Source organism: Streptomyces sp. NPDC039424 (assembly GCF_055639495.1).
Map to the genome: position 1 here is coordinate 336,107 of NZ_JBVKAI010000005.1, position 13,572 is coordinate 349,678.

A 13,572-nucleotide genomic window follows, 5' to 3' on the forward strand; every position below is an offset into this window, starting at 1 on the left:
GTCAGCCTCGATCTCGGCCACCGGCTCCGGCTCGGCCTTGGCTGCAGGCTCCGGCTCGGTCTCAGCCTCGATCTCGGCCACCGGCTCGGGTTCAGCCTCGATCTCGGCCACCGACTCAGCCTCAGCCTTGGCCACGGGCTGCGGCTCAGCCTCGACCGCGGGCACGGGCTCAGCCTCGGCCACCGGCTCAGCCTCAGCCTCAGCCGCCGGCTCCCCCTGTGCCTCCGTCGGGCCCCCGCTCACCGCGTCCCCAGGCTGGGACGGGCGGGGGACCGTCACCTTGTCGAAGGCGGCGGAGACGAGTTCGTGCTCGTCGTCCTGGTCCTCCTGGGCGGAGGGCCGGGGTTCCGGGACCTGGGCGGTGGGCTCCGGGTCCGGGGAGGGGGACGGGAGGGTCGGTTCGGGCGTAAGCGTGCTGTCCGCACCCTCTGCTTCGGCGGTACGTCCCTTGCGTGACCGGCCGAACGCGTTCCGCAGGAGAGTGAGAATGCCCATGTGCGCAACCCTTCGCTGAGTTGATGCCCGTCAATCCCTGGCCAGGACGGACACGTAAGGTTAGCGGCCCCGGTTGGCGATCTTGGGCAGGGTCAGTGCGGGGAGGCGATGGCCCGGGCGGCGGCCACCTCCTGGCGGAGGGGTTCGAGGACGCTTCCGGAGGGGCCCGTGAGGTCGGTGCGGACGGCGATCAGGGATTCGGCGTGGCGTACGCCGTCGGAAAGTTCCTTGAGTTGCAGGGTGACTTGGGCGACCTCGGCCGAGGACGGCGGGGCCGCGCCGTGGCGGACTCGGACGCGGGCCGCGGTCGTCGCGTCGACGATTCGTTCGACGGCGACGACCAGCGGCCACCAGGCGGCGGCACGGCGGCCGGTGGGCGGGGGTTCGGTCAGGGCGCGCTGGAACTCCGTACGGATGACGGAGAGGTCGCGGTAGAGGCGGCGGCGCATACGGGCGCGGGCCGCCGGGTCGGCCGGCTCCTCGTCGGTCGGCCCGAACGCCGTCTCGACATAGCGGGCCGTGTCCGCGACCGCGTCCGCGAGGCGGTCGCCCACGCGGGTGTGCCAGCTCTCCGGCCAGAGGAGGTAGCCGACGGTCAGGGCGACCGCGCAGCCGAGGAGGGAGTCCACCAGGCGGGGCAGGAGCAGGGCCGTGCCCTGGTGGTTCAGGACGTCGGAGAGGAGGAGGATCACGGGGGTGATCGCCGCCGTCTGGTAGCCGTAGCCCCGGGGGGTGAGGGCCGGGATCAGGGGGGCCAGGACCAGCATCACCAGGACGTCCCACCAGCCGCGGGGCACCTCCGCCAGTACCGCCGCCGCGACCAGCAGGCCCGCCACCGTGCCGAGCGCGCGCAGCAGGGCGCGGGAGAAGACCGAGCCGAAGTCGGGCTTGAGGACGAAGGTGATGGTGAGGGCGACCCAGTAGGAGCGGGGGACCGGGATGAGGGAGACCAGGGACTGCGCGATGCCGATGCACAGGGCGAGCCGCAGGCCGTAGCGCCAGGAGCCCGCGGAGAGGACGACGTTGCGGGCGGCCCGGGCGGTGCGGATGCCCAGGGCGGACGGGCGGCCGAGGCGGTCGTCGATGCCGCGCGGGTCCACGTCGGGGGAGGAGACGACCTCGGCGGCGTGGCGCAGGGCGTGGTCGACGGCCCGGGCGGTCTCCGTGGTGGGGGTGGGCAGACGCAGGCCCATCGGGCCCGCGTAGCCGGTTTCCACCGCCTGGGCCAGGTGGTGGACGGCCTTCGGGATCTCGGGCGGGAGGGGCCTGCCCGTGAGATGGGCGGCGGGGGCGGCTTCCACGACCGGGGTGATCGCGTTCAACTGCGCCAGCAGGCGGGTGAGTTCGCGGCTGCGGCCGTGGTGGCGGGCGCGGCGGGCGAGGACCAGGTCGTAGGACTGGTTCAGGGACTGGGTGACGGCGCGGCGGGCGTCTTCGTAGGCGTCGGTCCGGTCGGTGCCGCTCACCGTGAGCAGGGCGGCCACCATCCGGTAGGTGCCCGCCACCGCCGTCCGCTCCGGCACCCCGGACCGCAGGGGCCAGGCCAGCAGGGCGAGCAGGAGGACGAGCAGGCCGCCGCCGGTCATCAGGGCGGGCGCCAGCCACCAGGGGCCGGGGAGGGGGAGGCCCGCGCCGATGACGGAGTTCAGGAGCAGCAGCAGGCCGGAGACCGAGGCCACCGCGCCGATCGTCGAGATCATCCCGGAGACGAGTGCGACGCCGGTGACGACGGCGACCGCGAGCCAGCCGTGGCCGAAGACGAGGGAGCCGAGGGTGACGCCGACGGCGCCGAAGAACTGGGGGACCGCGATGTTGAGGATCCGCATGCGGTAGGCGTCGGCGGTGTCGCCGATGACACCGGAGAGGGCGCCCATGGAGGCGATGGCGCCGTACTCGACGTGTCCGGTCGCCAGCCCCACGGCCAGGGGGGCGGCCATGGCGACGGCGGCGCGGGCGGCGGCGGGCCGGTTGACGGGGGCCTGCTGGGGTTGGAGGTTCCGGACCAGCCAGTCGGGAGGGGTGAGGCCGATGGGGAACTCGCGGGACATGCGCCCATTATGACCACCGGGGAATTGCCGCCCCTGGGCCCGCTGCGGGGTATCTCCGGGTCATTCCCGCTGGTGGAGGGTGATGTCGGTGAGGAGCGCGCGGTGATCGGTGCCGGTCAGCCGGAGGAAGCGGGCGCCGGTGGCGGAGAAGTCCGGGGAAAGCAGGACGTGGTCGATCTGGGCGCCGATGACCCGGGCGGTGCGGGCGGGCCAGCTGGGTGTGCGGTCGTCTCCGGCGAGGCGGGCGGCGTCGTACAGGCCGGTGTCGAGGATGTGGCGGAACGCGGCGTGGTCCTGGGAGGCGTTGAAGTCGCCGGCCAGGATCGTGGGGGTGTCGCGGCCGGCGGCGGCGTAGGCGCGCAGCCTGCCCAACTCCCGGCGCCAGGCGCCGAGCTGCCCGGGGAGCGGGGGCATGGGGTGGGCGAGCTGGAGCCGTACGGGGTGTCCGCGGACGTCGGCGACGGCGCCGGGCATGCCCATGGTGCCGGGGACGCCGTCGGTGCCGCGCAGCGGGTAGCGGCTGAGGATGAGGGAGCCCTTGGAACCGCCCGCGGCGACCGCACGGCGGTGGGGGTAGGCGTCGTCGAGCTCGCGCCGCAGGGTGGCCTGGCAGGAGTACTCGCACTCCTCCACGAACACCACGGCGGGCTTGTAGCGGCGGATCTCGGGGACGAGGGCGCCGGTCGCCCGCCCGAACTCGACGTTCGAGGTCAGCACCCGGAAGGAGGCCAGTGGCTGCCCCTCGGGTTCGCTGGTCCTGCCGTACGGATCGATGAACCAGGCCAGCAGCCCGAGGAGCGCCACGCCCCACACCAGGCCGGGCCACCAGCGGGCGAGGAGCGCGAAGAGCAGGGCGACGCCGGTGGGCAGCAGCAGCCAGGGGAGGAAGGCGAGCAGTTGGGTCACGGGAGTGATGCCGTCGGTGTCGGCCACCCGGCAGCCGACGACGGCGCTCACCCCGGCGCACAGCAGTCCGGCACACCAGGCGCCGAGCCCGCGTCCGCGCTGGTTGGTCACGGACCCGAGGGTACGAGCCCCCGGTCCACCCGCGCCAGGAACTCCTCCAGCGCCCGATCGAACCTCTCCGGCCGCTCCAGGTTGGGCAGGTGCGCCGCCCCCTCGATCACCCGCAGCGTGGAGTCGGGGAGTGCGGCGTGCATGGCCTCGGCGTCGGAGACCGGGGTGAAGGTGTCGTCGGCGCCGACCACCACCAGGGCGGGCACGGTGACCCGGGTCAGCAGGTCGCGGTAGTCGGGGCGTTCGGCCCGGCCGCGCAGGGCCGCCGCGGCGCCCTCGGGCGGGGTGGCCGTCATCATGCGGTGGACGTGCGACTTGACGTCGGGCGCCGCGTACGGGGCGACCATCCGCTCCAGCACCTCGTCGGCGTACCCGCGCATGCCCTCCCGCAGCAGGCGGTCGGCCATGGCGCCCCGGCTTTTCTTCCCCTCGGGGGTCTCGGCGGCCGGGAAGGTGTCGGCGAGGACCAGGCCCCGTATCCGCTCGGGGAACTGCCGGTAGCAGTCCATGGCGATCTGCCCGCCCATCGACAGCCCGGCGAGCACGAAGGAGTCCACCTCCAGCTCGTCCAGCAACTCGGCGATGTCCCGGGCGAAGCGCGCCAGCGGGGTGATGCCGGGGACTACGGGGGAGGCGCCGTAGCCGCGCAGGTCGGGGGCGATCACCCGGCGGGTGGCGGAGAAGGCCTCCAGCTGCGGGGTCCACATCGTGCGGTCGAAGGGGTGGCCGTGGACGAGGACGAGGGGGTACCCGTGCGGTACTCCGGGCCCTTTGTCCTCGAATGCGAGGAAGGGGGTCATGTGAGTGACCCTAGGGTGATCGGCTCCTCGGCGCAATAAGATCATTGCCCTCGGTGCAATCCAACTGACCTGCGGAAAAAGGAGAGTTGTGGACGACTTCCGGGCACTGGCCGACCGGATCGCGGACGAGATCGCGGCCGGCCGGCTCCGGCCGGGACAACGGCTGCTCCCCCAGCGGACGTTCGCCCGGCGGCGCGGGGTCGCCCCCTCGACGGCGGGGCGGGTCTACGCCGAACTGGTGCGGCGCGGACTGGTGGTGGGCGAGGTGGGGCGCGGGACCTTCGTGCGGGCCGCCACCCGGCCGGACGGAGCCGGGCGGGCACTCACGGAGTCGTCCGCGCCCGTCCGTTCGGTCGATCTGGAGCTCAACTACCCGGTCGCGCCCGGCCAGTCGGAGCTGCTCGCCCCCGCCCTGGCCGCCCTGCTCCGCCCGGACGCGCTCACCGAGGCGCTGCGCCCGGCCGCCGCGTCCGGTACCGCCGACGCCCGTTACGCGGTGGCCGCCCTGCTCGCCACCCCGGCCTGGCGCCCGGACCCCGCCGGGATCCTCTTCACCGGCAACGCCCGGCAGGCCATCGCCGCCACCCTCGCCTCGCTGGTCCGGCCGGGCGGTCGCCTCGGCGTCGAGCCGCTGACATATCCGCTGGTCAAGGAGATCGCGGCCCGGCTGGGCATCACACTGGTCCCGCTCGCGGCGGACGAGGAGGGTCTGTGCCCGGCGTCCGTGGCCGCCGCGCATCGCAGCGCTCCCTTGTCCGCCCTCTACCTCCAGCCGACCCTGCACAACCCGACGTCGGCGACGATGAGCGCCGAACGGCGCGTCCAATTGGCCGCGCTCATGCGGGAGTTGCTCATACCCGCCGTCGAGGACCGCATCTGGGCGTTCCTGGGCGAGGGCACCGAGCAACCCCTCATCTCCCTCGCCCCCACCCTCACCCACCTCGTCGACAGCCTCTCCAAGCGGGTCGCCCCGGGTCTCACCGTCGGTTTCGCGGTCGTACCGCCGGACCGGGCCCGGGCGGTGGCCGCGGCGATCCGGTCCGGCGGCTGGAGCGCGGGCGCCTTCGCGCTGGAGGCGGCGGTGCGCTGGCTCGGGGACGGGACCGTGGCGCGGCTGGTTGCGGCCAAGCGGGCGGATGCGGCGCGGCGGCAGCGGCTGCTCGGCGAGGAGCTCGCCGGGTTCGCCGTACGGTCCGACCCGCGGGCCTGTTTCGCCTGGTGGGAGCTGCCCGCACCCTGGCGCGCGGACACCTTCACGGCCGCCGCCGCGGCCCACGGCATCGCCGTCACCCCTGGCACGGCCTTCAGCGTGGACCCCAGCCGCACCCCGAACGCCGTCCGGCTCGGCCTCGCCTCGGCCCCGGAACCGGAACTGACCCGCGCGCTGCGGACGCTCGCCGGTGTCGCGCGGGGCGCGGGGCGCGTGGGTAGGGGGTGAGCTGGGCGGAGCGTCGGGCTCGGGTCGGTGTCGGGGACGGAGTAGCCGCGGGCGCTGCGAACGCTCGCCGGTGTCGCGTGAGGTGCGGGGCGAGGATGGCGGGTGAGCAGGCGGCCAGGGGGCACCGCCGGGCCGCAGGCGCCGGGATATGGGCTTCCGTGCAAACCCGGTCGCCGTCAGGACGCGCAGGTACCGGGTGGGCCGGGCGGTCGGAGTCGCTGCCGGGCCGCAGATGGCGGGTACGGCCTCCGTGTGGACCCCGGTCGCACCCCGCGCCCGTCAGGCTCGGGCGCGGCTCGGTGTAGGAGACGGCGTGGGCGCTGCGGAGGCGTGGCGGCGGCGTGTGCGGTGGAGGGTGTGCAGGTAGTGGGTGAGCTGGGCGGCCAGGGCTACCGTCAGGCCGCAGGCGAGCAGTAGCCAGGCAGCGGTGTGCAGGGTGTCGGTGAGGGCGTCGTAGATGGCGCCGGCGGCGGGGCGGGAGACGTCGTCGGGCAGGTCGGCGAGGGTGAGGCGGCGGCCGACGGCCAGGGCGAGGCCGAGCAGGGCGCCGCCCAGGGCGGCGCCGAGGGCGGTGGCGGTGACCGCGCGGCGGCGGTGTACGGCGAGGGCGATCCCGGTGGCGGCGAAGGCGACGGCCGCGACGGGGAGCCAGAAGCCGGCGACTTCGAGCACGTGGAACCCCTTCCGGAGCTGGGCCAGTTCCCGGGCCGGGAGGACGGCGACCGCGGTGTGCTCGACCGGGATGCGGTCGGCCATCGGCACGTGGTCGTGGGTGAGTTGGCGTTTGACCTGGGCGGTGACGGGGGCCAGGTCCACGGTGACCGGCCGGTCGAGGGCCTCGCGTTCGTCGCGCAGCGCCTGGAGCACGGCGTCGTGGGTGGCCCGGTTGGCCGCCTCCCAGGCCAGGCGGAAGGCGCGGGTCTGGGTGAAGGAGCGCACCGCGTCGTGCACGAAGGGGCGGACGGTGCCGCGCAGGGGCTGCCCGACGTCCACTTCGCGCAGGATGCCGTCCCCGACCGTGTCCGCGACGGCGTCGCGCACGTCCGGGTCGGTGGCGAGCGGCGCCATGGTGGTGACGTACCGGCCCGTGTCGGCGAGCCCGTACGACGCCCAGGCCGCCAGCGCGCCGAACGGCACGAGGAGGCAGGACAGGGCGATCAGTACGGCCGACAGGGGACTCCTGAGGCGTGGGGGCACGTTTTCAGGACACGGCCGCGGGCCCGGACGCGCGAGCGGGGCGACTGCATTCGAGGGGATGTGTCAGGCCGAACGGGCGTCACCTCGCCACCCACCTCGCGGTACTGCACATTCCGCTCTCCGGTGGAGGGTTGGCCCGAACGGGTGTTTCCTGGATCTGGGGAGAGGGACGCTCAGGGCGCCGCCGGTGCCGTGTGGAGCCGGACCGGCGGCTGGTGGAGGAGGGAAACACAGGGGAACGCGTGTGCCCCGGCCGTCGGACCGGGGCACACGCGTGGCCGGGGGCGGGTCACCTGATCCGGTGCCCGGCGGCGTCCTCGTGGGTGTAGTACAGGTAGAACAACGCGGCGCCCACCGGCACCGCCACCGCCAGGGCCAGGCCCGTGGACTCCAGCACGGTGTGGCCACGGCCGCTCAGGCTGTACAGGAAGCCGACCGCGATGCCCGTGAAGGCCGTCCACAGGGCCGCGTGCACCTCCCGCTTCTGACGTTCGGCGAGGGCCCGCACTCCCATGTAGACCACGATGAACGCGATCGCCGTCACAAAGCCGAACAGCAGGTTCCGGCCGGTGATGGGACCGCCGTAGCGGGTGTTGGCCGCCGCCCAGTACCCGTACACCAGTCCGAGCACGATGGGCCAGACCAGCCGGGCGACCGCGTGGGTCCGCTCGTCGAACACGTCGGGCGTCCGCCGGGTCCGGGCGACGCCACCGGACGCGGGTGCCGCTTGAGCCATGAGAGCACTCCTCTCGCTCCTCGCCCCGCCTTCCAGGGCACACCCGGAAGGCACGGCCTGGCAAGTCGGTCACGACGATGCCGGGTGCCCGGATGCGGGCCGAGCACTCCCGTGATTCGCTGGGGGACATGAAGGGGCTGCTCGCCGTGACCGACGAGGAGGCCCTGCGACGGCGGCAGATGTTGCGGATCCGCGGGCGGAGCGTCGCGTGGGCGGTGCCGCTGGTGCTGCTCATCGGGATCTCGGTGGTCGACATCAACACCGCGAGCTTCCGGATCATCTCCTGGATCGTCCTGGTCCCCGGCATCTCCGCAGCCCTCTGCGGGCTGTGGACCACGGCCGCCTTCTCCGTGCTCGCGATCCTCACCTACGTGCTCGTGGACAGTGTCTGGTTCAACGAGTACCGGGTGGGCTGGCCCGACTTCGTCCTGGTCGCCCTCGGCGGCGCCCTGGCCACGCTGGCCTGCGCGGTGCGGCTGCGCGGCGAGCGGCGCATGCTGCACATGCGGGACATCGCCGAGACCACCCGCCGCACCGTGCTGCGCCCGCTGCCGCCCGGCTGGGCCGGCCTGGAGCACGCCGCCGTCTACTTGGCCGCCGACACCGACGCCCGCGTCGGCGGCGACTTCTACGACATCCAGCCCGGCCCGAACGGCACCCGCGTCCTCCTCGGCGACGTGCAGGGCAAGGGCCTGGGCGCGGTGGAGGCGGCGGCAGCGCTGCTCGGGACCTTCCGGGAGGCCGGCTATCACGAGCCGGACCTCAGGACCGTCGCCGCCCGCCTGGAGGTGCGCATGGGCCGCCACCGCTACCACAGCACCGTCCTGGGCCGCGACGACGGCGACCGCTTCGCCACCGCCGTCCTGATCGGCTTCCCCGTGGTGGACGACGGCACCGTCGAGGTCGTCAACTTCGGCCACGAACCCCCGCTCGTGGTCGGCCCCGACGGCGTGCGCTCCCTGCCGCCCGGCGACCGCCTCCCCCTGGGCCTCGGCGAACTCGCCCCCGTCCACAGCCCCCCGCACCCCACCCGCGTGCCCCTCGCCCTTGGCGAGACCCTGCTGCTCACCACGGACGGCGTGACCGAGGCCCGGGACGGCCACGGCGTCTTCTACGCCCTCACCGACCACGTCGTCCGCGCCACCGCCGCCGACCCGCGCATCGTCCGGCCCCGCCGCCTGGTCCGTCTGGTCCGCGACGGCGTCCTGCGGCACAGCGACGGCCATCTGGTGGACGACACCACGATCTTCGCGTTCCGGCGGATGGAAGGCACCGTGATGGGAGGACGTTTCCGGGCCTGACACCCACCTTTGCAGCCGCAGCGGTTACGGTGCTGCTCTGACCGATCGAAGGGGGGACGATGCCCGGAACCGTGCTGCTGCTCGCGGCCTCACCGATGGGCAAGGGGCGCCTGGTGGACGCGGCCGGCGTGCTCCCGGTCCTGGCGGCCGTCGCCCCCGCCGTGCTCTCCGGCACCGACACCGCCAACGTGGTCGAGCTCGCCGACCCGCTGGACCCGCAGGCCGTCCTCACCCGGCTGCGCGCCGCGGCGGCGGCCCCCGGCCCGCTGACCGTCTTCGTCACCGGCCAGCTCCAGCTCGACCGCCGCCAGCACCTGCCGCACCTGGCGCTGGCCCGCACCACCCCGGCCACCGTCCGCTACACGGCCCTGCCCTGGCACTGGATCCGCGAGGAACTGCGGCTGCGCCCGACCGGCGCGACCACCCTCGTCGTCGACCTGCACGCGGACGCCGAGACCTGGGAACACCTGCACGGCACGCCCCTGGACTCCGGCCGGAACAACGCCGTTTACGGTCGCATCGCGCCGCCCCCGCCCCGGCGCGGGCTCGCCGCACCGTCGTACATGAAGGCGGTCGCGACGATCCTGCGCAGTGGCCGCCGCCCGCCGGTGGAGCAGCTGCACGAGCAGGCGCTGGCGCGACTCGCCGACGAGGGCGCGCACCGGGACCTGGTGCTGGCCTTCCCCGGGACCTTCGGCGTCGCCGACCCGCACGCCGAGATCAGCGCCGCCGTCCAGGCCGGGCGGCACGCCGACGCCGACGCCCTCGCCGCCCGCTACGAGCAGGCCGCCGTGCGCGCGCACGGGGCCGCCTCCCAGGACGCGCTGCACTGGGCCGAAGTGCGGGCGGACCTCGCGATGTTCGCGGGCGACCCGGTGCGCAGCTGCCGTACCTGGCTGACCGTCGCCTCGACCCGGCTGGCCGCCGGGCAGGCTCCGGACGCGCCCGCCGTGGAGGCGGCCGTGGACCGCGCCCACCACCAGTGGGGGCGCATCGACGACAGAGCGCGGGCCCGTGAACTCGGGCCCGCGCTCGCGGAGTTGAGACTCAGGGTGCCGGGCCGCCGGCAGGGCGCGCTGGACCATGTCCAGCAGCACCTGCGGCAGCTCCAGACCCAGTGAGAGCTCAGCTGGTGAAGGTGAAGTACTTCCAGGCGCCGTGCGTGGTGGAGTTCACGGTGTCACCGGAGGTGCTGTTGATGTAGGAGGAGCGGACCCGCAGCCGCCAGCCGACGTCACCGCCGTGGTCGCCGGTCAGCTGCACCTTGGAGACGCCGTTGGAGCCCAGCGCGAAGTACTCGGAGCCGCCGTCGTACCAGGTGCCCTGGTAGTACACCTGGAACTCCAGCTTCTGCTGGCGGCCCGGGAAGTACGACATCTTCGTGGTGAACAGCGGGTCCTTGGACTTGTGGAAGAAGTAGTACGTGTGGCCCCACGTGCTCTTCGTCTTGTAGTGGCCGCCGACCGAGGTGGACACGCTCACCTTGGCGCCGACCGTGCTGGTCGCCGACCGCGGCTGGTAGCGGGCGTCGCCCGCGAACTTCGCCGTGACCTTGGTGTCCCGCTTCAGGTCCAGGACGACCGACAGGTTGCCGCTGGAGTTGACCTTGCCGGTCTTCACCAGCTTGTTGGGCTTGTCCGAGCCGAACGGGTCGGCCCAGATCTCCACCGTGCGGTTCTTGTACGTGGACCCGAGGTGCGCCGTGAACGTGACGTCCTTGCCGTACGAGTACACCTTGCCGTTGTTGTTCAGCGTCAGCGTCGGCTTGGCGCGGGAGACGTCCACGGTGTCGGTGGCGGAGCCCGCCGCGTGGTCGGCGTCGCCCGCGTACGCCACCGTGTACTTCACCTTGCCGCCGGCCGGCGGGGTGTCGGTGAAGGAGTAGGTGCCGTCGGCCTTGACCGTCGCCGGGGCGAGGGTCTTGCCGTTCGGGGAGTCCAGGTCGGTACGGGTGACCGTCAGCTTGGCGCCGGCCGGGAGGGCCACCTTGGAGGTGACCTTGCCCTTGACGGTGAGCTTCTTGGCGCGGGTGGCCGTCTCCGGGGCGTCCACGGTGAGGGTGGTGGCCGCCTTGGTGGGGGCGTCGAACTCGCGCAGCGAGTACAGGCCCTCACTGTTGGAGGTCACCGCGAACAGGCGGCTGCCGTCGGGCGCCCAGGCCAGACCGGAGGGGGCCAGCAGGTCGGAGCCGCTGGTGTGACCGGTGTTGGGGAAGTCGTAGGTGCGGACCGCCTCGCTGCTTCCCGGCCGGAAGACGTAGACGTCCGGGTCGTACGAGCCGTCGATGCCGCCCGCCACCGCGCCGTCGGGCGCGATGGCCACCGAGTTCGGGTAGGCGTCGGTGACGTACTTGCCGTCCTCGTTGAGGTCGGAGGTCTTGAACACCTGGTGGTAGTACGGCGCGCCGCTGGCCACCACGACGTCCTTGCCGTCGGGGGTGACCTGGAGGTCGCCGAGGTTGCTGCCGGCCTCCCGGGTGCTGGCCAGGCGGGTGGCCGTGCCCGACGAGACGTCGTAGGAGGCGAGTTCCACCGGGCTCTGGCCGATCGCGCCCGCGACCAGGATGCCGGAGCCGGGCGCCGCGTCCAGGATCGGCGCCGCGTACCAGCCGTTGTCCTGGCCCAGGGTGACCTCGTGCTGCTCGCTCGTCAGGTCGACGGAGCCGATGTTGCCCTCGGCGGCGCCGCCGTAGCCGAACCACAGCCTGTCGCCCGCGAGCGCGACGCTCAGCGGCTTGTCGCCGACGGTGTAGCGGGTGGTCTCGGTGTTCGTCGCGGTGTCGATGACGGCGATGGCGTCCAGGTCCTGCACGGCCGCGTAGAGCGTGCCGGAGTCGGCGGACAGTTCCAGGCCGGAGACGCCGGCCAGGTTGGTGGTGAGCTGCTTGACGACGTTGCCGGCGTAGTCGGTGACGACGATCTTGCCGTTGAGCGGGTCGCTGATGAAGACCCGCTGGTGGGCGCCGTCGACGACGATGTCCCGGGTCGTCTTGACCGGCAGGGACTTGGTGGTGTCGGCGAACGCCGGAGTGGCGGCGAGCGCCGCCGAGCTGATGAGGACCGCCAGGGTGGTGGCAGCCGTGAGAGTGCGCTTACGCACGCTGATTCGAACCCCCCGGAACGAATGGAAGTGAGAGGCGCCACGGACCACGGCTGCTGCTGTGTTGTGTCCCCTGTGAGCCGGGTGTGGCGGGTGTGTGAAGCCTAGGCGCCGAACACTAGGTCATGCCACTGACAACTGGGAGAGGGCCCCCGCGACGAGCGTGCGCACTCCCGGGGCAACCGTGGACAGATCGGGCGCGAAGTGCGGGCTGTGGTTGCTCGGCACGGCCTGCAGCTTCTCCGGGATCCCCGCGCCCTCCGCCGCCTCCCACACCGCGTGCGGGGTGGTGGTCACGAACCAGTACGAGTACGGGATCGAGCCGGCCGCCAGCTCCGGGAAGTCCTCGCTGCCCATCGCCGGCCCCGGGTCGAAGACCGTCCCCGCGCCGAACACCTCGCCGTGCACGGCGGCGACCCGGCGGTCGGTCTCGGCGTCGTTCACCGTCACCGGGAAGGTCGCGCCGACCGTCACCTCCGGCTCGCGCGGGCACCCGGCCGCCAGGCACTCCCCCAGCGCGATCCGCCGGATCGCGGCCAGCATCCGCTGCCGCACCGCCTCCGACTGCGTCCGCAGATTCAGGGCGATGCGCGCCTCGGACGGAATGATGTTGTGCCGGGTGCCCGCCTCGATCCGGCCGACGGTCAGTACGGCGGACTCCCGGGCGGCGATCTCCCGGGAGACCACGCTCTGCAGCCGTACGACCAGGTGGGCGGCGGTCACCACCGGATCCACGGTCGCCTCGGGCCGCGACCCGTGCCCGCCCCGCCCGTGCACGACGATGTCCACATCCGTCGAGGCCGACATGATCAGCCCCGGCGCGTGCGGGTACAGCCCGGCCGGCCCGGGGACCGCGTGCTGCCCCAGCAGGACATCGGGGCGCCCGAACCGCTCGTACAGTCCGTCCGCGACCATCCGGGCCGCGCCCTGCCCCGTCTCCTCCGCGGGCTGCCCCACCACCAGCAACGTCCCCGCCCAGGTCTCCCGCCCGGCCGCCAGCGCCCGCGCCGCCCCCGCGAGCCAGGTCACGTGCAGGTCGTGGCCACAGGCGTGCATCACGCCGTCCGCCTCCGAGGCGTACGGCAGCCCGCTCTCCTCCCGCACCGGCAACGCGTCCATGTCCGCCCGCAACAGCACGACCGGCCCGTCCCCGTTCCGCAGCACCCCGGCGACCCCGGTCCCGCCGATCCCCTCGACCGTCTCGAACCCGTCCACCCGCAACCGCCCCGCGAGCTTCCCGGCGGTGCGGTGCTCACGCAGGGACAGCTCCGGGTGGCGGTGCAGGTCCCGGTAGAGGTCCTCCAGCTCCGGGACCGCGAGGTCGGCGGTGAGGTCCAGCGCGATACGGGCGGCGGGAGAGGGCACGGGTGAAATTATGCCATCGGGCCCCCGGAGCGGAGTCGTCCGATTACTCTCGGCTACAGACCGTACGCAAAGACGC

Annotated in this window: 10 protein-coding genes and 1 pseudogene; 3 read left to right on the plus strand and 8 right to left on the minus strand. The window is 73.6% G+C overall.

Translation table 11 applies throughout. The features are described 5' to 3' along the window. The 4 genes and pseudogenes from ACZ7L0_RS15850 to ACZ7L0_RS15865 all read right to left on the minus strand — a co-directional run. A pseudogene (locus tag ACZ7L0_RS15850) lies at positions 1-495 on the minus strand (VWA domain-containing protein); the annotation flags it as partial. A gap of 92 nt (positions 496-587) precedes the next feature. Beyond that, positions 588-2,543, minus strand: a complete 1,956-nt coding sequence (locus ACZ7L0_RS15855; RefSeq protein WP_471243029.1) for an FUSC family protein — start codon at positions 2,541-2,543, stop codon at positions 588-590. Positions 2,544-2,603: 60 nt separating this feature from the next. Continuing rightward, complete coding sequence (locus tag ACZ7L0_RS15860) at positions 2,604-3,560, minus strand: endonuclease/exonuclease/phosphatase family protein (protein WP_471243030.1); 957 nt, start codon at positions 3,558-3,560, stop codon at positions 2,604-2,606. Next, entirely contained in the window at positions 3,557-4,360 is an 804-nt protein-coding gene (locus tag ACZ7L0_RS15865) for an alpha/beta fold hydrolase (RefSeq protein ID WP_471243031.1), read from the minus strand. Before ACZ7L0_RS15865 ends, ACZ7L0_RS15860 begins: the two co-directional genes overlap by 4 nt. Positions 4,361-4,448: 88 nt before the next feature. Between ACZ7L0_RS15865 and ACZ7L0_RS15870 the strand changes: the two genes are divergently transcribed. Beyond that, on the plus strand, positions 4,449-5,798 hold the full coding sequence (locus ACZ7L0_RS15870) for an aminotransferase-like domain-containing protein (RefSeq protein ID WP_471243032.1): 1,350 nt from the start codon (positions 4,449-4,451) through the stop codon (positions 5,796-5,798). 279 nt (positions 5,799-6,077) lie between these two features. Here the strand turns inward: ACZ7L0_RS15870 and ACZ7L0_RS15875 are convergent, their stop codons facing one another. Together ACZ7L0_RS15875 and ACZ7L0_RS15880 are read right to left on the minus strand one after the other, a co-directional pair. Beyond that, positions 6,078-6,995, minus strand: coding sequence for a hypothetical protein (locus ACZ7L0_RS15875; protein ID WP_471243033.1), 918 nt, complete (start codon positions 6,993-6,995; stop codon positions 6,078-6,080). Between the two features lie 289 nt (positions 6,996-7,284). Next, the gene (locus ACZ7L0_RS15880; RefSeq protein WP_471243034.1) at positions 7,285-7,731 is read right to left on the minus strand and encodes a hypothetical protein; all 447 of its coding nucleotides are present in this window, start codon (positions 7,729-7,731) and stop codon (positions 7,285-7,287) included. Between the two features lie 128 nt (positions 7,732-7,859). On the opposite strand from ACZ7L0_RS15880, the gene ACZ7L0_RS15885 reads away from it, so the two are divergent. Beyond that, positions 7,860-9,032 (plus strand): PP2C family protein-serine/threonine phosphatase, encoded by a 1,173-nt coding sequence (locus ACZ7L0_RS15885; protein WP_471243035.1) that lies wholly within the window; start codon positions 7,860-7,862, stop codon positions 9,030-9,032. Between the two features lie 59 nt (positions 9,033-9,091). Then, positions 9,092-10,153, plus strand: coding sequence for a hypothetical protein (locus ACZ7L0_RS15890; protein ID WP_471243036.1), 1,062 nt, complete (start codon positions 9,092-9,094; stop codon positions 10,151-10,153). A gap of 4 nt (positions 10,154-10,157) precedes the next feature. Here ACZ7L0_RS15890 and ACZ7L0_RS15895 read toward each other — a convergent pair whose 3' ends face one another. Both ACZ7L0_RS15895 and ACZ7L0_RS15900 read right to left on the minus strand, forming a co-directional pair. Then, positions 10,158-12,131, minus strand: a complete 1,974-nt coding sequence (locus tag ACZ7L0_RS15895; RefSeq protein ID WP_471243037.1) for an Ig-like domain repeat protein — start codon at positions 12,129-12,131, stop codon at positions 10,158-10,160. A 123-nt stretch (positions 12,132-12,254) separates the two neighbouring features. Further along, positions 12,255-13,496 (minus strand): amidohydrolase, encoded by a 1,242-nt coding sequence (locus ACZ7L0_RS15900; RefSeq protein ID WP_471243038.1) that lies wholly within the window; start codon positions 13,494-13,496, stop codon positions 12,255-12,257. Positions 13,497-13,572 lie beyond the last annotated feature (76 nt).